The 17,030-nt window shown below is 71.6% G+C and carries 16 protein-coding genes and 1 pseudogene; 7 read left to right on the plus strand and 10 right to left on the minus strand.

All coding sequences use genetic code 11. The features are described 5' to 3' along the window. Window positions 1-178 precede the first annotated feature (178 nt). Together ABT170_RS09940 and ABT170_RS09945 are read right to left on the minus strand one after the other, a co-directional pair. Window positions 179-1,630, minus strand: a complete 1,452-nt coding sequence (locus tag ABT170_RS09940) for a peptidoglycan D,D-transpeptidase FtsI family protein (RefSeq protein ID WP_351865633.1) — start codon at window positions 1,628-1,630, stop codon at window positions 179-181. Between the two features lie 127 nt (window positions 1,631-1,757). Further along, window positions 1,758-2,528 carry an IclR family transcriptional regulator gene (locus tag ABT170_RS09945; protein ID WP_329942347.1) on the minus strand — a complete coding sequence of 257 codons (771 nt, stop codon included), beginning with the start codon at window positions 2,526-2,528 and terminating at the stop codon, window positions 1,758-1,760. Window positions 2,529-2,688: 160 nt separating this feature from the next. Between ABT170_RS09945 and ABT170_RS09950 the strand changes: the two genes are divergently transcribed. The 6 genes from ABT170_RS09950 (at window position 2,689) to ABT170_RS09975 (ending at window position 8,882) form a co-directional block, all read left to right on the plus strand. Further along, window positions 2,689-4,209, plus strand: coding sequence for an aldehyde dehydrogenase (NADP(+)) (locus ABT170_RS09950; protein ID WP_351865637.1), 1,521 nt, complete (start codon window positions 2,689-2,691; stop codon window positions 4,207-4,209). After that, window positions 4,206-4,817 carry a DUF1349 domain-containing protein gene (locus tag ABT170_RS09955; protein WP_329942349.1) on the plus strand — a complete coding sequence of 204 codons (612 nt, stop codon included), beginning with the start codon at window positions 4,206-4,208 and terminating at the stop codon, window positions 4,815-4,817. The genes ABT170_RS09950 and ABT170_RS09955 overlap by 4 nt, the downstream gene beginning before the upstream one ends. 280 nt (window positions 4,818-5,097) lie before the next feature. Beyond that, complete coding sequence (locus ABT170_RS09960) at window positions 5,098-6,384, plus strand: cytochrome P450 (RefSeq protein ID WP_351865640.1); 1,287 nt, start codon at window positions 5,098-5,100, stop codon at window positions 6,382-6,384. Window positions 6,385-6,466: 82 nt separating this feature from the next. Further along, window positions 6,467-6,943, plus strand: coding sequence for a GNAT family N-acetyltransferase (locus tag ABT170_RS09965; RefSeq protein WP_329942351.1), 477 nt, complete (start codon window positions 6,467-6,469; stop codon window positions 6,941-6,943). A gap of 72 nt (window positions 6,944-7,015) precedes the next feature. Then, window positions 7,016-7,732, plus strand: coding sequence for a DsbA family oxidoreductase (locus ABT170_RS09970; protein ID WP_329942352.1), 717 nt, complete (start codon window positions 7,016-7,018; stop codon window positions 7,730-7,732). Between the two features lie 85 nt (window positions 7,733-7,817). After that, entirely contained in the window at window positions 7,818-8,882 is a 1,065-nt protein-coding gene (locus ABT170_RS09975) for an aminotransferase class V-fold PLP-dependent enzyme (protein ID WP_351865644.1), read from the plus strand. Window positions 8,883-8,921: 39 nt separating this feature from the next. Here the strand turns inward: ABT170_RS09975 and ABT170_RS09980 are convergent, their stop codons facing one another. Continuing rightward, window positions 8,922-9,470, minus strand: coding sequence for a MarR family winged helix-turn-helix transcriptional regulator (locus tag ABT170_RS09980; protein WP_329942354.1), 549 nt, complete (start codon window positions 9,468-9,470; stop codon window positions 8,922-8,924). Window positions 9,471-9,615: 145 nt separating this feature from the next. Here ABT170_RS09980 and ABT170_RS09985 point away from each other — a divergent pair, with 145 nt between their 5' ends. Beyond that, window positions 9,616-10,686 carry an alkene reductase gene (locus tag ABT170_RS09985; RefSeq protein WP_351865647.1) on the plus strand — a complete coding sequence of 357 codons (1,071 nt, stop codon included), beginning with the start codon at window positions 9,616-9,618 and terminating at the stop codon, window positions 10,684-10,686. Between the two features lie 41 nt (window positions 10,687-10,727). Here the strand turns inward: ABT170_RS09985 and ABT170_RS09990 are convergent. The 7 genes and pseudogenes from ABT170_RS09990 to ABT170_RS10020 all read right to left on the minus strand — a co-directional run. After that, window positions 10,728-11,432 (minus strand): annotated as a pseudogene (locus tag ABT170_RS09990) (VOC family protein); the annotation flags it as partial. Window positions 11,433-11,503: 71 nt separating this feature from the next. Continuing rightward, on the minus strand, window positions 11,504-11,923 hold the full coding sequence (locus tag ABT170_RS09995) for a GNAT family N-acetyltransferase (RefSeq protein ID WP_329942356.1): 420 nt from the start codon (window positions 11,921-11,923) through the stop codon (window positions 11,504-11,506). A 193-nt stretch (window positions 11,924-12,116) separates the two neighbouring features. Beyond that, window positions 12,117-13,010 (minus strand): ectoine hydroxylase, encoded by an 894-nt coding sequence (gene thpD / locus ABT170_RS10000; protein ID WP_329942357.1) that lies wholly within the window; start codon window positions 13,008-13,010, stop codon window positions 12,117-12,119. Between the two features lie 3 nt (window positions 13,011-13,013). After that, complete coding sequence (locus ABT170_RS10005; RefSeq protein ID WP_136328578.1) at window positions 13,014-13,412, minus strand: ectoine synthase; 399 nt, start codon at window positions 13,410-13,412, stop codon at window positions 13,014-13,016. An 83-nt stretch (window positions 13,413-13,495) separates the two neighbouring features. Beyond that, entirely contained in the window at window positions 13,496-14,758 is a 1,263-nt protein-coding gene (gene ectB, locus ABT170_RS10010) for a diaminobutyrate--2-oxoglutarate transaminase (protein WP_351865650.1), read from the minus strand. A 238-nt stretch (window positions 14,759-14,996) separates the two neighbouring features. Continuing rightward, the gene (ectA, locus tag ABT170_RS10015) at window positions 14,997-15,527 is read right to left on the minus strand and encodes a diaminobutyrate acetyltransferase (protein WP_329942359.1); all 531 of its coding nucleotides are present in this window, start codon (window positions 15,525-15,527) and stop codon (window positions 14,997-14,999) included. Between the two features lie 375 nt (window positions 15,528-15,902). Further along, window positions 15,903-17,009, minus strand: a complete 1,107-nt coding sequence (locus ABT170_RS10020; RefSeq protein ID WP_329942417.1) for a pyridoxal-phosphate-dependent aminotransferase family protein — start codon at window positions 17,007-17,009, stop codon at window positions 15,903-15,905. Window positions 17,010-17,030: the final 21 nt, after the last annotated feature.

The raw sequence follows: 17,030 nt of genomic DNA on the forward strand, positions 1-17,030 counted from the left end.
CCCCAAGGGCTGTCCCGCCGTGCCCGACAGGCGCACGGCGGGACGACGATGCGGCCCGTACGCGAACGGCTCGACCGGATACCGGGACTCAGCGTCCTCTCGCAGCCCCTCAAGGACGTATTTCCCCGAGGCACCGAAGGAATGGCGCAGGTCCACCACGAGCGCTTCCGCTCGCCCGCTACCCCTGGAGCGCCGCCTTCATCATCTTCTGGGCGATCGGCGCCGCCAGCCCGTTGCCGCTGACCTCCGAGCGGGACGCGTCGGAGCTCTCGATCACCACGGCGACCGCCACCTCCTTGCCGGAGGACCGGTCCTTCGCGTACGAGGTGAACCAGGCGTACGGGGTGTTGCTGTTGTCCACACCGTTCTGCGCGGTGCCCGTCTTGCCGCCGACCTCGGCCCCGGCGATACGGGCGTTCGTGCCGGTGCCCTCCTCGACGACGGTGACCATCGCGCTGCGCACCTGCTCCGCCGTCCGTTCGGAGACGACCCGCTTCGTATCGCCGTCCTCGAACTCCTCCAGCGTCCCGCCGTCCGCGTCCACGACCTGGGAGACCATGTGCGGGGCGGCCAGCTCGCCGCCGTTGGCGAGGGTGGCCGAGACCATGGCCATCTGCAGCGGGGTCGCGGTGACCTCGAACTGGCCGATGCCCGTCAGCGCCGTCTGCGCCTTGTCCATGCCGGTCGGGTAGACACTCTCCGAGGCCCGCACCGGGACGTCCAGCTTCTCGGTGTCGAAGCCGAAGCCGTCCGCCATCGCCTTCACCTTGTCCTGGCCGAGGTCGGCGGCCACCTTCGCGAACACGTTGTTGCAGGAGTACTGGAGCGCGGTGCGCAGGGTGGCGTTCTCGCACGGGGCGCTCGCGCTCTCGTTGCGCAGCACCGTCGAGGTGCCCGGCAGCGTGTACGGGTCGGGGCTGTGCGTGGGCTCGTCGACCGAGCCGTAGAGCCCGTCCTCCAGCGCCGCGGCGGCCACCACCAGCTTGAAGGTCGAGCCGGGCGCCAGCGGCTGCCGCAGCGCCCGGTTGACCTGCGGCTTGTCCTTGTCGGCGAGGAGCTGCTCCCAGGCCTCGCCGTCCGCCGTCCCGCTGATCTCCGACGGGTCGTACGAGGGGGTGGAGACCATGCCCAGGATCCGCCCGGTCTCCGGGTCGATGGCCACGGCCGCGCCCTTGTCGTCGCCCAGCGCCTCGTAGCCCGCCTTCTGGACGTCCGGGTCGATGGTCGTCAGCACATTGCCGGGCGCGCTCTGCCCGCCGGTGAGCAGGTCGGCCGGATTCTTCAGCCGGTCGTCCGTGCCGTCGAGGACATCGCCGTAGATGCCTTCGAGCTGGGTGGCCCCGTACGCCTGCGAGCCGTAGCCGGTGACCGCCGCGTACAGATCGCCCTGGGTGTAGGTGCGTTTGTACTCAAGATCACCGCCCGTCGTCCTCTCCGATCCGGTGACCGGGGAACCGGCCACGATGATGTCTCCGAGCGGCTGCGCGTACCGCGCGATGACGTTCCGCCGGTTGTGCTCGTTGTCTGCGAGCGCCTCCGCCTTGTACGTCTGCAGCCAGGTCGCCCGCACCAGCAGGGCGAGAACCATCAGCAGACAGAAGACCGAAGCGCGCCTGATTGTCTTGTTCATCCCGTTGGAGGGACGAGCGGGCCCGCTCCGGACGTTCCCGGCCGCGGTCCTTCTCACCGTTTTCTCAGGCGCCCCGGCCGAGACCCGCCAGGCCTCCGGGCGAGGGTCCGGAGCCCTCGCCGGGGAGTCAGAGCCTCCGGGTGGCGAGCGTGAGCCGGTCGCGGGCGTCGAACAGGGCGTCCTTGACCATCTGCTCGTGCGCGGGTGTGAGCCGCGCGACCGGGACCGAGCAGCTGATCGCGTCGCGCGCCGGCGTCCGGTAGGGGATCGCGACGCCGAAGCAGCGCAGACCGAGGGTGTTCTCCTCACGGTCCACGGCGAACCCCTGCTCGCGGATGAGGTGCAGTTCCTCGATCAGCTTCTCGCGGTCCGTGAGGGTGTGCTCGGTCAGCGCGGGCAGTGTCTCCGGCAGCATCTTGCGGACCTGCTCGTCACTGTGGGTGGCCAGCAGCGCCTTGCCGAGCGAGGTGGAGTGGGCGGGCAGCCGGCGGCCGACCCGGGTGAAGGGGCGCAGATAGTGCTGGGACTGCCGGGTGGCGAGGTACACCACGTTCGTCCCGTCGAGACGGGCCAGGTGGATGGTCTCCGTGGTGTCGTCGGAGAGCCGGTCCAGGGTGGGGCGGGCGGCGGCCACGACCTCGTCGCCGTCGATGTACGACGTACCGACCAGCAGGGCGCGCACCCCGATCCCGTACCGGGTGCCCGTCGCGTCGGTCTCCACCCAGCCGAGCTCCACCAGCGTGCGCAGCAGCATGTAGAGACTGGACTTGGGGTAGCCGACAGCCTCCTGCACGGCGGCGAGCGAGTGCATGCCGGGGCGTCCCGCGAAGTATTCGAGCAGTTCCACCGTCCGCACCGCGGACTTGACCTGTGCTCCACCAGACTCGGCAACCGCCATCGTCCCTACGCCCCTTCCAGCCCATCACGCCAAAACCCTGAGACTTCTTGCCAACACGGAACGCCCGGAAATAGAGTCCCCGTACATTCACGATCAGGAACGCTGTTCAGAATACCGAACAACCTCGTGATGCGTGGCAGCGGACCGGGAAGGAAACACGGTGGCAGCAGCACCAGTCTGGAGCGTCGACCCCCGAACCGGGAACCCGCGTGAGCAGGTTGCGGTGGAGTCCACGGCCGAGGACGTCGACCGCGCGGTCGGGGCCGCCCACGCCGTACGCGACGCGCTCGCCGACCGCACCGTACGCGCCGCCTTCCTGCGCACCGCCGCGGACCTGCTCGGTGAGGCCGGGGAACAGGTCATCGAGGCCGCGGACGCGGAGACCGCGCTCGGACCGGCCCGGCTCACAGGGGAACTCGCCCGCACCGCGGCACAGTTGAGGGCCTTCGCGGAGGTCGTCGACGAGGGCGCCTACCTGGACATCCGCATCGACCACCAGGACGGCACCAGGACCCCGCCCTGGCCCGATCTGCGCCGCTATCGGATTCCCCTCGGTGTGGTCGCCGTCTACGCGGCCGGCAACTTCCCGCTCGCCTTCTCCGTCCCCGGCGGCGACACCGCGAGCGCGCTCGCGGCCGGCTGCCCGGTCGTCGTCAAGGCGCACCCCGACCACCCCGCGACCTCCGAGCTGTGCGCCTCCGTGCTCCGCCGTGCCGCCGCCCGGGTCGGACTGCCCGAGGACGTGCTCACCCTGGTGCACGGCTTCGGGGCGGGCGTCGAGCTGATCAGGCACCCGCTGGTGGGCGCGGCGGGCTTCACCGGTTCCGTACGCGGCGGACGGGCCCTGTTCGACGCGGCCGCGGCCCGGCCCGCCCCGATCCCCTTCCACGGCGAACTCGGCTCGCTCAACCCCGTCGTCGTCACCGAGGCGGCAGCCGCCGAGCGCGGTGAGCAGATCGGCGCCGGGCTCGGCGGCTCGATGACCATGGGAGCCGGGCAGTTCTGCACGAAGCCCGGCTTCGTCCTGGCCCCCGCGGGCGAGGCCGGTGACCGGCTGCTGAAGGCTCTCGCCGAGACGGTCGGCGCCGCCGGTGCCGGAGTGATGCTCGGCCACCGGATGCGCGAGGCGTTCCTCGCGGGCGTCCGGGAGCGGGCCGCGCTCGCGGAGGTGGAAGCCCCCGTCGTCCCCGGCGCCGACGGCGAACACACCGTCCGCGCGGGCTTCCTGACCGTACCGGCCGCACGCCTCACCGCAGCGGGCCCGCACGACGCGCTCCTGGAGGAGTGCTTCGGCCCGGTCACCGTCGTGGCGCGGTACGCGTCCGAGGACGAGATCACCGCGGTGCTCTCCCGGCTTCCGGGCAACCTGACCGCCACCCTCCAGATCGCCGCCGAGGAGGCCGAGGGCGGCGCGGCCGGACTGCTCGCCGCCCTCACACCTCTCGCCGGACGCGTCCTCGTCAACGGCTGGCCGACCGGCGTCGCCGTCGCACCGGCCCAGCACCACGGCGGCCCCTACCCGGCCTCCACCTCCCCGTCCACCTCGGTGGGCGCCACCGCGATCGAGCGCTGGCTGCGCCCGGTCAGCTACCAGGACACGCCCCAGGCCCTGCTGCCGCCGGAGCTGCGGGAGGACAACCCGCTGGGGCTGCCCCGCCGCGTGGACGGACGGCGGGCATGACGACGAACATCCCCGGACTCCCCTTTCCGCTCCTGCCGTTCGGCCCGGACGGCGACTGGTCCTACGCGGACGGGGTGCTGACCGGCCGGGCCGGTGCCCGCCACGACCGCTTCGTTCCCCCGGGCGGCGACGCCCTGGACTCCGCCACCGACGCGCCGCGCCTGCTGGCAGCCGTTCCGGACGGGGACTTCCAGCTCAGCGCCCGCGTACAGGTCGGCTTCCGGGCCGCCTTCGACGCCGGGGTGCTCTATCTGCACGTCGGTGAACGGGAATGGGCGAAGCTCTGCCTGGAGCTCTCCCCGCGGACCCCGACCATCTGCACCGTCGTCACCCGCGGACACTCCGACGACGCCAACTCCTTCGTCGTGGACGGGGACAGCTTCTGGCTGCGGCTCAGCCGCACGGGCGGCGCCTACGCGTTCCACGCCTCGGCCGACGGCGAGACCTGGACCTTCGTCCGCGTCTTCACCCTCGGCACCCCCCAGGAGCGGGCGTCCGCGCTCGCCGGATTTCTGGTGCAGTCGCCCACCGGTGAGGGGTGCGGCGCGGTCTTCGACCGGATCGGCTTCCGGGCCGAGGGGCTGAAGGACCTGCGCGACGGCAGCTGAGGCGCCAACGCCCGCACCCGCCCACGGAGTCGACCGGCCCAGGCCCCGCCCTCCGCCAACAGCCCCGGCCCCGCTCACCACATGAGCGGGGCCGGGGCGGTTCACCGGGGCCCTCGCCCGCCGCCCCGCGAACCGCGGCACGTCCGGCCCGCGGTGCCGTTCCGTCGGCCCGATGGGGACGCCCACGCACCGGTCCGGCAGGATTTCCCCTCCCGCCTCCTTCTGGTACCGGTATCGGCACCGGCCCCGTCCGTCCCATCTCACAGATGCGAGCACCAGCATGTCCGTACGTTCCGCGATGACGACCTGGCTCACGCGCCGTTACCTCGCCCGCCTCAGGTCCAGGGGCACCTCCCTCGACCTCTCGAAGCTGCCCGATGCCGCGCTGCTGCCGCTGCGCCGTGACGGCCTCGATCCCGTGCCCGAGATCGGGGCGCTGCGCGACCGCGAACCGGTCAGCAGGCTGCCGATCCCGGGAATGACGGTCTGGCTGGTCTCCGGATACGAGGAGGCCAAGCAGGTCCTCGGCGACGCCCGCGCCTTCAGCAACGACTTCGCCCACCTCGTCGGACGCACCGGTGTCGTCGAGAACCACCAGCCGGGCGGCCTGGGCTTCTGCGACCCGCCGGACCACACCCGTCTGCGGCGCCTGCTCACCCCCGAGTTCACGATGCGCCGCCTGGGCCGTCTCACTCCCCGTATCCACGCGATCGTCGAGGACAGCCTGGACGGACTGGCCAAGGCGGCGGACGCCGAGGGCCGGGTCGATCTCGTCGAGCACTTCGCGCTGCCGGTCCCGGCCCTGGTCATCTGCGAACTGCTGGGCGTCCCCTATGCGGAGCGGCAGGCGTTCCAGCAGTTCTCGGTGGCCCGCTTCGATGTGCTCGGCGGTGTCGGAGCGTCCTTCGGCGCCATATCCCGCTCCCGCGACTATCTGCGCGGCGTGGTCGAGCAGCAGCGCCGCTGCCCCGGGGACGGCCTGCTCGGCATGCTCGTCCGCGAACACGGCGACAGCGTCACCGACGAGGAACTCACCGGTCTCGCCGACGGCGTCCTCACCGGCGGCCTGGAGACGACCGCGAGCATGCTCGCCCTCGGCACGCTGATCATGCTCCAGGACCGCGAGCACTTCACCGCGCTCCGCGACGCCGAGGACCCGGCGCTCGTCGTGGCCCCCTTCGTCGATGAACTCCTGCGCCATCTCACGGTCGTCCAGACGGCCTTCCCGCGCTTCGCCCGCGAGGACCTGGAAGTCGGCGGCGTCCGGATATCCGGCGGCGACATCGTCATCGTCTCGCTCAGCGCCGCCGACCGCGACCCGCGCCTGGGCCCCGCGATGGACTCCTTCGACCCGTCGCGCCCGCCCCCCTCCTCCCACCTGGCCTTCGGCCATGGCATCCACCGCTGTATCGGAGCGGAGCTGGGCAGGATGGAACTCCGGGCGGCCTTCCCCCCACTGGTGTCCCACTTCCCCCGGATGAGCCTCGCCGTGCCGCCCGCGGAACTGGAGTTCCGGAAGCTGTCGATCGTGTACGGAGTGGACGCGCTGCCGGTGTACCTGGACTGATGAACCGTCGGTGGGGCGCCCCGGCACCGGCCGCCGCGGTGGGGGCGCAACCGCGACCGGGGTCCGGAGCGTCCCTGTCCTCATGATCAGAACAGCGGCCCCCGCCGATCTCGACGCGATAGTCCGCCTGCACACGGAGGCGCGTGCCACCTACTACCGGGACCATCTGCCGGTCGAGGAGTACGCGGGCGAGGCCGAGGTCTCGCGCAGCCGCGAGGGCTGGTCCGGTGCCATCGACCGCCCCGGGGCCACGGTCCTGTGCGCCGAGCGGGACGGTGCGCTGGCGGGGGTCGCCGCCTACTCCGTACGCGACGGGGTCATGCGTCTCACCCAGCTCCATGTCGCGCCGTCCCGGTGGCGGACGGGCATCGGCACCGCCCTGCACACCGCCTGCACCGACGCGTGGCGGCGCACCGGCGTGCGGACCGCCCTGCTGGAGGTCTTCGAGCCCAATGCCGGGGCCCGGTCCTTCTACGCCCACCACGGCTGGACCCAGGACCCCGACACCCCGCGCGCCGGGGACCATCTCGTCCTGCGTCTCGCCCTCGGGAATCAGTAGGTCCGCTTCTGTGTTCGACCTGGGTGCGGGGTGTCCTGCGTACTGCCCGAGAGCCTGGAGAGAAGAAGAGTCATGCGCGTCGAGATCTGGAGCGACATCGCCTGCCCGTGGTGCTACATCGGCAAGGCCCGGTTCGAGAAGGGCCTGGCGGAGTTCGCCCACCGGGACGAGGTCGAGGTGGTGCACCGTTCCTTCGAGCTCGACCCGGGCCGGTCCAAGGGTGACACCGCGCTGGTGATCGACATGCTGGCGCAGAAGTACGGCCGCACCCGCGAGGAGGCCGCGTCCATGGAGGCCAATGTGGCGTCCAACGCGCAGGCCGAGGGACTCGGCTACCGCACCGAGGGGCGCGACCACGGCAACACCTTCGACATCCACCGGCTGCTGCACCTGGCCAAGGCCCGGGGCCGCCAGGACGAGCTGCTGACCCTCGCCTACCGGGCGAACTTCGCCGAGGAGCGCTCGGTCTTCGACGACGAGGTGCTTCTCCGGCTCGCCGTCGAGGCCGGGCTCGACGAGGCCGAGGCCCGCGCGGTGCTCGCCGACCCCGAGGCGTACGCGGACGACGTACGGGCCGATGAGCGCGAGGCGTCCGAACTGGGCGCCAACGCCGTGCCGTTCTTCGTGCTCGACCGGCGCTACGGGATCTCCGGCGGCCAGCCGTCCGAGGTGTTCGTCAAGGCGCTGGAGCAGGCCTGGAAGGACCGTCCGGCCGCCGCGCTGACCGCGATCGGCGAGGACGGGGCCGCCTGCGACGCGGACGGCGCCTGCGAGGTTCCGCGGGCCTGAGCACGTCCTGTCATAAGAACTCCTTGGGTGCACCCCTTGACTCCTCGCAATTGACTATGAGTCAAGGGGCCTCCAGGCTTGGGGCATGGAGATCTCTTCGCTCAGCCTCAGCCAGGCGGTGGCCGCCGAGTTCGCGCCGGAGACGACATACCTGAACAGCGCCAGTTGCGGGCTGCTGCCCCGCCGTACCGTCGAGGCCGTCAAGGCCCTCGCCGACGGCACCGCCGCCGGCGTGCGGGGCGGCGCGGGCAGCTTCGAGGCGGTGGAGGCGGCCCGCGCCGGGTTCGCCCGGCTGGTGGGCGTCGGCCCCGACCGGGTCGCCACCGGAAGCTCGGTCGCCGTCCACGCCGGGCTGATCGCCGCGTCCCTGCCGCCGGGTGCCGAGATCCTGGCCCCGGAGGGGGAGTTCAGCTCGGTGGTCAGTCCGTTCGCGCTCCGCGGCGATCTGCGGATGCGTTACGTCCCGCTCGCGGACCTCGCCGAATCGGTGCGGCCCGGGACCGCGCTCGTCGCCTTCTCGGCCGTGCAGTCCGCCGACGGCAGGGTCGCCGACCTGGACGCCGTCCGGACGGCCGCCGCCGCGCACGGCGCCCGGACGCTGGTCGACGCCAGCCAGGCGGCGGGCTGGTTCCCGCTGGACGCCGGTGCGTACGACTACACCGTCACGGGCGGCTTCAAATTCCTGCTCTGCCCCAGGGGCGCCTCGTTCCTCACGGTGACCGAGGAGGCGCAGTCGGCCCTGCCGCCCGTGTTCGCCGGCTGGGTGGCCGCTGAGGACCCCTGGAACAGCACGTACGGCCCGGTCGAGCGGCTGGCCGCCACCGCCCGCCGCTTCGACGAACCGCCCGCCTTCCTCGCCTACCACGGGGCCGAGCATTCCCTCGCGCTGCTGGCACAGGTCGGTGCCGACGCGCTGTACGCCCACTCCACCGGGCTCGCGGCCCGGTTCCGCGAGGGGCTGGCGGCCATCGGGCACAGGGCCGTCCCCGGTGAGTCGGCCATCGTCGCCGTGCCCGGACTCGGCGGCCGCGAACCCGATCTGGCCGCGGCCGGGGTCATGGTCTCGGCGCGGGCGGGCAATCTCCGGGCGGCCTTCCACCTCTACAACACCGAGGCGGACGTGACGCGCGCCCTGGACGTCCTGGGCTGACGCCCTGGATGTCCGGGGGTGAAGCGGTGCGCCCGGGGGTCAGGACACTCCCGGGCACCCCTCGGTCTCCGCGCAGAGGTTCGACTCCACCTTGGCCAGCAGCCGGGCCAGCTCCGCGCGCTCGGCGGGAGCGAGGCCCGCGAGGGTGTGCTCCTCCAGACCCGTCCACGCCGCCTCCACCGCGGTGCGCAGGGCACTGCTCCCGTCCGTGGCCTCGACCAGGACGGCCCGCCGGTCGGCCGGGTCGGGGCGGCGGCGGACATGCCCGGTCTGCTCCAGGCGCTGGAGCATCTTGGTGACCGTGGACGGGTCGAGGTCCAGGGCCCGGATCAGCTCCGACTGCCGGACCGCGCCCGCGTCCCACAGGTGCATCATCAGGAATTCCTGGCCCGGGTAGAGGTCCAGCCCCCTGAGCAGCCTGCCGGCCGTGATCCGGTGCAGCCGGGAGATCCGTGAGACGGCATGGCTGAGCGGGCCGCCGCGCGCCGCGCTGGGCAGCGCGTCGGTACAGGAGCCGCCGTCGGCGCTTCCGGCGCTCTCGGCGGTCCCGGTGTTCGCCGCGGGGTCAGTGGCGTGGGCGGTGGTCATCAGGGCTCCTCGGGGCGGGGCTACGGCGGGTCCGATGATGCCCCGGCAGCTTCCCCCCAACTTTACCTTGGTCGGCCAAGTAATGCGCTACAGTGGCGCCCGGAGCCAATAGTTGGCCGACCATGTAAATTCTTCGGGAGCTGCCATGACCACCGTGTTCGACCCGATCGACCTCTCCGGCACCCGGCTCGCCAACCGTGTCGTCATGGCGCCGATGACCCGCAGCCGGGCCGGTGCGGGCGGCACGGCCACCGACGGCACGGCCGAGTACTACGCCCAGCGCGCCTCGGCCGGGCTGATCATCACCGAGGGCATCCAGCCGTCGGCGGTGGGCCAGGGCTACTCGGGCACCCCCGGTCTCCACAGCGCGGAGCAGGTCGCCTCCTGGCGCAAGGTCACCGACGCCGTCCACGCCGAGGGCGGCCGGATCTTCGCCCAGCTCATGCACACGGGCCGGATCGGCCACCCGGTCCTGCTGCCGGACGGACTGGTGCCCGTCGGTGCCTCTCCGGTCAAGGCGGAGGGGCAGGCCTACACCCATGCCGGGCCGAAGGACTTCGTGGAGCCGCGCGAGCTGACCGGTGACGAGGTCCGGGAGACCGTCGCGGACTTCGTCACGGCCGCCCGCAACGCCGTGGAGGCGGGCTTCGACGGTGTGGAGGTGCACGGCGCCAACGGATATCTCATCCACCAGTTCCTGGCGCCCAACACCAACCTGCGCGAGGACGAGTGGGGCGGCTCGGACGAGGCCCGCATCCGCTTCGCCGTCGCCGTCGTCGAGGCCGTCGCCGCGGAGATCGGCGCGGAGCGCACCGGGCTGCGCATCTCGCCCGGAAACCCGTACAACGGCATCGACGAGCCCGCCCCGGACGGCGTCTACACCGCGCTGACCGAGGCGATCGACCCGCTGGGACTGGCGTATCTGCACATCGTGGAGGCGGTGGAGATCCGCGAGCTGACCCTCGAACTGCGCAAGCGGTACACCGGCACCCTGATCATCAACGTCCGGTCGGACGGTCCGACCGGGCCCGGCCACCACACGGTGATCGACGACGGGATCGCGGACCTCATCTCCTACGGCGCGCTCTTCCTCGCCAACCCGGACCTGCCGGCCCGCCTCAGGGCCGGCGGCCCGTACAACACCCCGGACCGCGCCACGTTCTACGGCGGCGGCGCCGAGGGGTACACCGACTACCCGGCGCTGGACACCGTCTGAGGGCCGGCCGCCCACGCCCGCGCGGTTCCGCGTACGGCTCCTCAGTCCAGCGGGGCGCCGTGCCACTTCCAGGAGGTACGGCGGGCCCGGCCCGGCAGTTCGGCGCGGCCCGTGGACCACAGCAGGGCGCTCCACCGCTCCACGTCCGCCGGGGCCTCGGGGAAGAGCCGGGCGAGTGCCCGGTCGCACAGGGCGGCGGGCGGCGCCCACGGGATGCCCAGCCCCTCGGCGATGTCATGCGTGTGGACCAGGGTCTCCACGACGCCCATCGCGGCGAACCCCTCCGGGTCGGAGACGCCGTGCGAGTGGTAGGACCGGACCCCGGCCGGAGTCGTCCGCACCATCGCGGCCAGCAGCGCACCGCTCGCCTCCAGCGTCCGGAGCAGACCGGCGGAGCCGGCCGCGCGGTCCGCGAAGACCGCGTTCGCCGGGCCGCCCGTACGCTCGGCACCCCACCGGTAGGGGACCTCGCCGTCGAGCGGGGGCGTGCGCGGGCCCAACTGGACGGCGTACGCGAAGAGATCGTCGCTCAGGTGCTCCGCGGTCTCCCAGCAGGTCCACTCCAGCGTCCCGGCGGGCGCCTCCCAGCGATCGGCCGCCGCCGTGCCGAGAGCGTCCACCGACGACCGGACGGCAGACGTCACGTCGTCCGCGGTGACCGGCAGCCGGGTGCCGGTCACCGCCGCGCGTTCGGCGGCCTCGCGCACCACATGGAATTCGTTGTCCTCGGGATCTCTCATGACAGCAATCTAAGGGCTGCTTCTCGGCGGTCGCGGAGTCCTTGCGCGGTGGCATCGACCCCGGGCGGGAGGGGGGATCACACCGTGCGGTGCATCCCCACCGAGGCCGGCGCGGTCTCGCGGAAGCCGAACTTCTCGTAGAGATGCCGGGCATCGCCGTCGGCGATGAGGGAGACATAGGCGCCGGCCGGGGCCCGGCGCTCCAGTTCGCCGATCAGCTCGGCCATGATGCGCTTCCCGAGGCCCCGCCCCTGATGGTCGGGGAGGACGCAGATGTCGACGACCTGGAAGAAGCAGCCGCCGTCGCCGATCACCCGCCCCATGCCGACCGGCTCACCGCCGTGCCGGATCTGGACCGCGTGCCAGGTGTTCGGCAGGCTCACCACCGCGGCCTCGCGGGTCTTCGCGCTCAGTCCCGCCGCGGGTCGCAGCCGCAGATAGGTCTCGACGGCAGGCAGCTCGACGGACAGTTCGTAAGGGTCAGAGTTCATCTGCATGCATTACATGCTAGAGGGGTCCGGCAGTCGTCGTCGATGCGGGCCCGGCCTCTTGGGGCGGACCGGCGGGGCGAAGGCCGGTCGGTACGGCCCCGGTCGCCGTCCTCGCCGGTGGCCGGTTCCGGTCCGGCCGGTCACGGCGGTGGGGGCGGAGCGGTACGCCGCCCCGCCCCCACCGGTTCTGCCTCCCGCGCTACCTCACCGGCGTGAAGTCCCGCGCCCCGATGAACTCCGGGCGGCGGACCGGAGCCGCGAAGGGCTCCTCGGCCGCGTTCTCCACGCTGTTGAACACGATGAAGACGTTGCTGCGCGGGTACGGGGTGATGTTGTCGCCCGAGCCGTGCATGCAGTTGCAGTCGAACCAGGTCGCCGAACCGGCCCGCCCCGTGAAGAGCTTGATGCCGTGCCGGTCGGCCATCGTCGTCAGCGCCTCGTCGGACGGGGTGCCGGCGTCCTGCATCTGCAGGGACTTCTTGTAGTTGTCCTTCGGCGTCTCGCCCGCACAGCCGAGGAACGACTTGTGCGAACCGGGCATGATCATCAGCCCGCCGTTGGTGTCGTAGTTCTCGGTCAGCGCGATCGAGACCGACACGGCCCGCATGTTCGGCAGACCGTCCTCGGCGTGCCAGGTCTCGAAGTCCGAGTGCCAGTAGAAGCCCGAAGCCCCGAAGCCCGGCTTGACGTTGATCCGCGACTGGTGGACGTAGACGTCCGAACCGAGGATCTGGCGGGCCCGGCCCACCACCCGTTCGTCGCTCACCAGCCGGGCGAAGACCTCACTGAGCCGGTGGACCTCGAAGACGGACCGTACGTCCCGCGACTTCGGCTCTATGATCGAGCGCTCGTCGGCGCGTACCGCCGGATCGGCGATCAGCCGTTCGAGCTCCGCGTGGTAGACGGAGACCTCGTCCGGCGTGATCAGCTGGTCGACGGTGAGGAAGCCGTCGCGTTCGAACCCCTGGAGGTCCTTCACGGCGACCGGTCCCGGTGCGCCGGGCGCGGACCAGATGACCGGGTCCTGGCGGGGAGTGGTCATCTCGGCGGCGCCGCGCGAGGGATACCGGTCGGCGCGTACTTCGGTGGTCATGGTTCAGCCCTCCTCGGTCAGCAGTGGGTAGACACCGTTCTCGTCATGGTCCTCCCGTCCGGTGACGGGCGGGTTGAAGACGCAGACGCAGCGGAAGTCGGTCTTCGGCCGCAGTGTGTGGTGCTCGTGCCCGTCCAGCAGGTACATCGTGCCGGGGGAGATCCAGTGCTTCTCGCCGGTCTCGTCATTGGTCAGCTCGGCCTCGCCCTCGGTGCAGAGCACCGCCTCGATGTGGTTGGCGTACCACATGGAGGTTTCCGTGCCCGCGTAGAGCACGGTCTCGTGGAGCGAGAAGCCGACCTTCTCCTTGGCGAGCACGATGCGCTTGCTCTCCCAGGTGCCGGACGCGGCCTTGACATGCCGGTCGGTGTTCTCGATGTCACTGAACGATCGGACGATCACGGTGGGTCGGTGCCTTTCTCTTGACGAATTCTCTGTGCGGTGGGAGTTGCTCTCCGCCTCGCGGTCTGTTCCGGAGTACCGGGTCAGGCCGTCTCCCGGACGCAGCGGGCCAGCGTGCGCAGGCCCTCGTCCAGTTCCTCGGGGGTGATGGTCAGCGGGGGCAGCAGCTTGACGACCTCGCTCTGCGGGCCCGAGGTCTCCAGCAGGAGGCCCAGCTCGAAGGCGCGGGCGCAGACGGTCGTGGCACGCGCCGGGTCGGCGAACTCCATGCCCCAGACCAGACCGCGGCCGCGGAACCGCGCGGTCGGCTCCTCGGCGCAGATCGCCAGCAGCGACTGTGTCACCTGCTCGCCGCGGGACTGCGTCTGCTTCTCCATCTGGCCGTCGGCCCAGTAGGCGTCGAGCGCGGCGGCGGCGGTGACGAACGCCGGGTTGTTGCCGCGGAAGGTGCCGTTGTGCTCGCCCGGCTCCCAGATGTCCAGCTCCGGCTTGAACAGGCAGAGCGACATGGGCATACCGTAGCCGCTGATGGACTTCGACAGGGTGACGATGTCCGGCACGATGCCGGCCTCCTCGAAGGAGAAGAAGCCCCCGGTACGGCCGCAGCCCATCTGGATGTCGTCGACGATCAGCAGCATGTCCTGGCGGTGGCACAGCTCCTGGAGCGCGCGCAGCCACTCGGCGCGGGCGACATTGATGCCGCCCTCGCCCTGGACGGTCTCCACGATCACGGCGGCGGGCTTGTTGAGCCCGGAGCCCTGGTCCTCCAGCAGCCGCTCGAACCAGAGGAAGTCGGGGACCGTACCGTCGAAGTAGTTGTCGAACGGCATCGGTGTGCCGTGCACCAGCGGGATACCGGCCCCGGCCCGCTTGAAGGCGTTGCCGGTCACGGCGAGCGAGCCGAGCGACATGCCGTGGAAGGCGTTGGTGAACGAGACGACGGACTCGCGGCCCTTGACCTTACGGGCCAGCTTCAGCGCCGCCTCGACGGCGTTGGTGCCGGTCGGGCCGGGGAACATCACCTTGTACGGCAGGTCGCGCGGACGCAGGATCACGTTCTGGAAGGTCTCCAGGAACGCGCGTTTGGCGGTGGTCGCCATGTCCAGGCCGTGGGTGATGCCGTCGCGCTCGATGTAGTCGATCAGCGCGCGTTTCAGCACCGGGTTGTTGTGGCCGTAGTTGAGCGATCCGGCACCGGCGAAGAAGTCGAGGTACGAGTGGCCGTCCTCGTCGGTCAGCCGGGCGCCCTGCGCACGGTCGAACACCGCGGGCCAGCCGCGGCAGTAGCTCCGTACCTCCGACTCCAGGGTCTCGAAGACACTCAGGGCGGGCGGGGTGATGGTCACAGCGGTCTCCTGGTCGAGGGGGGTGCGACGGGCGGCGGTGAAGCCTGCTTCCGGCGGCGGGTGCGTGGCCGGGGTGCGCGCCGGGGGGTCGGTCCGGTGCGGGCGGCCGGTGCGCGGAAGCGGCGTCGGCCGGGGCCGGCGGTCGGAACTGCGTCGTTCGGGACGGCGTCGATCGAATCGGCGCCGGGCGGCACCGCGCCGGGGCGCCGGGTGTCGCGGCGCTCGGCGCCTTGGTGCGTCAGGAGTGGAACGGGCCTATGCGGTACAGCACTTCCGGCAGATGCGTGCCCTCGGGGAACAGGTCCCCGTCGAAGAGCACCTCGCGCTCCAGGGGCACGTCGTGGCGCTGCGCGTAGGAGGTGAACAGCCGGTCGGACGCGGTGTTGTCCGGGGTGATGGTCGTCTCCACCAGGGCGAGCCCCTGTTCGGCGGCGACCCGGGCGGTCAGCGAGTCCAGCAGCGCGGCGGCCAGGCCCTCCCCGCGGTGGCCGTGGTCGACGGCGACCTGCCAGACGACGAGGGTCTCCGGGCGGTCGGGCCGGATGTACCCCGTCACGAAGGCGATGGGCTCGCCGTTCTCGTCGCGGGCGACCACGGAGGTCGCGGAGAAGTCCCGGCACCACAGCAGGTAGCTGTACGAGGAGTTGAGGTCCAGGACCTCGGAGTCGCGGGCAATGCGCCAGATCGCGGCTCCGTCCTCCACTCGTGGGGTGTCGATTCTGAGGAATTCACTTCGGGCACGGGCAAAATCTGCTGGTGCGGCGGTCATGTGAATTGAATTTACCCAGCAAATTTCGAAATTGCATCGAGGTGAAGGGTTGGGTCGGCGGCGGATTTGTGCTATCACGCGGGCGCGTGCTCCTGCATGAACCGCCTGAGCTTTCTCACCATTTGACCGGAATTTTTCCGGCATTGCGGTCACTGTGTGGAGTCGGTCACAGAGTTGTAACTCTCGGGAGACGTGCCCGAATCGTGTGGATCGGTGTTCACGAAACTCTAGCGTTTAGGGTCGGGGAAAGCGGGCAGAAGAATGCGGGGAGCTGCTTTCGGTAAAGCAGCTCCCCGCATTTGATAATTCTGGTCCGCACGGCGGTGGGAGCCGCTGCGGATAGGCGGCGCCAGGGAAAGGCGGGCGCCGTGGAGTTTATTCGCTCGGCCAGGTTTCCGAAACGGCCTTGCGGGCAGCTTCGAAGTCGACCTGCCGGCCCGTATCGGCCAGCGCCGCCCCCAGAGCCGCGAGCGAGGAGCGCACCGCGCCCCGCGTCGCATCCACCCCGTAGTGATTGACCCGGATCATCTCCTTGGACAGCGCCCCGCCGCCCGCGATGAGCGGCAGCGAGGGGTCCGCCGCGAGCGCCTGCGCGACCAGCTCGGCGGCATCGACTCCCGCCGGGGCGCGCAGCGTCGTGGCCACCGGAGCCGCGTCCCGCGCGTCATGGACATACGGCTCCAGGCCGCCGCCGAGCGCCCGCGCGCCGGCCCGGGTCGCGGCCGCCGCCGCCGCGTGGCGGGCCATCAGCGCATCGAGCCCCTCGGCCTCGATCCGCTCCACGCACGCCTCCAGCGCCAGCATCTCCAGCTGCGCCGGGGCGTGCAGCAGCGCCTTGCGGCCACCGTCGATCCAGCGCTCCTTCCAGTCCAGGAGGGACAGGTAGGAGCGGCGCGGGGCCCGGGGATTGGCGGAGATCCGCTCCCAGGCCCGCTCGCTCACCGACACCGCCGACACCCCGGCCGGCCCGCCCATCGCCTTCTGCGCGCCGATCACGCACAGGTCGACACCCCAGGCGTCCGGCAGCAGCGGTTCGGCGCCCACCGAGGCGACGGCGTCCAGCATGAAGAGCGCGCCGTGCTCCCGGACCACCTCGCCGATCTCCGCGACGGGGTTGGTGTTGCCGGTCGCGGCCTCGGCGTGCACCAGCGACACGAAGTCGATCTCCGGGTGCGCGGCCAGTGCCTGCGCGACCTGCTCGGCGGTCACCGCGGTGTGGAACGGCACCGCGAGGTCGACGACCTCGGCGCCGCAGTCCCGCAGCCAGTTTCCGAAGGTCTGTCCGTACGGGCCCGTGACGATGTTCAGCGCGGTCGAACCGGGCCGGGCGCCGCCCCGGATGCAGCCCTCCAGGGGCAGCAGCGCCTCGCCCTGCATGATGACGACGTCCTGCTGCGTGGCGAGAAGACCGGCCACCCGCCGCTCGATGGCCGCGAAACGCGCGGCGGTGAGCGGGGCGAGGTCGAGGAAGGGGTGCGTCACGGTGGTGCTCTCTTCGGTTCG

The sequence above is a fragment of the Streptomyces sp. NPDC001787 genome (genome assembly GCF_040297465.1).
Classification (GTDB): Bacteria; Actinomycetota; Actinomycetes; order Streptomycetales; family Streptomycetaceae; genus Streptomyces.

Excerpts from the sequence above, each read along its gene's own strand:
- ABT170_RS09940 (WP_351865633.1), bottom strand. The coding sequence starts at position 1,630 with ATGAACAAGACAATCAGGCGCGCTTCGGTCTTCTGTCTGCTGATGGTT.
- ABT170_RS09945 (WP_329942347.1), bottom strand. The coding sequence starts at position 2,528 with ATGGCGGTTGCCGAGTCTGGTGGAGCACAGGTCAAGTCCGCGGTGCGG.
- ABT170_RS09955 (WP_329942349.1), top strand. The coding sequence starts at position 4,206 with ATGACGACGAACATCCCCGGACTCCCCTTTCCGCTCCTGCCGTTCGGC.
- ABT170_RS09960 (WP_351865640.1), top strand. The coding sequence starts at position 5,098 with ATGTCCGTACGTTCCGCGATGACGACCTGGCTCACGCGCCGTTACCTC.
- ABT170_RS09965 (WP_329942351.1), top strand. The coding sequence starts at position 6,467 with ATGATCAGAACAGCGGCCCCCGCCGATCTCGACGCGATAGTCCGCCTG.
- ABT170_RS09970 (WP_329942352.1), top strand. The coding sequence starts at position 7,016 with ATGCGCGTCGAGATCTGGAGCGACATCGCCTGCCCGTGGTGCTACATC.
- ABT170_RS09975 (WP_351865644.1), top strand. The coding sequence starts at position 7,818 with ATGGAGATCTCTTCGCTCAGCCTCAGCCAGGCGGTGGCCGCCGAGTTC.
- ABT170_RS09980 (WP_329942354.1), bottom strand. The coding sequence starts at position 9,470 with ATGACCACCGCCCACGCCACTGACCCCGCGGCGAACACCGGGACCGCC.
- ABT170_RS09985 (WP_351865647.1), top strand. The coding sequence starts at position 9,616 with ATGACCACCGTGTTCGACCCGATCGACCTCTCCGGCACCCGGCTCGCC.
- ABT170_RS09995 (WP_329942356.1), bottom strand. The coding sequence starts at position 11,923 with ATGCAGATGAACTCTGACCCTTACGAACTGTCCGTCGAGCTGCCTGCC.
- thpD (WP_329942357.1), bottom strand. The coding sequence starts at position 13,010 with ATGACCACCGAAGTACGCGCCGACCGGTATCCCTCGCGCGGCGCCGCC.
- ectA (WP_329942359.1), bottom strand. The coding sequence starts at position 15,527 with ATGACCGCCGCACCAGCAGATTTTGCCCGTGCCCGAAGTGAATTCCTC.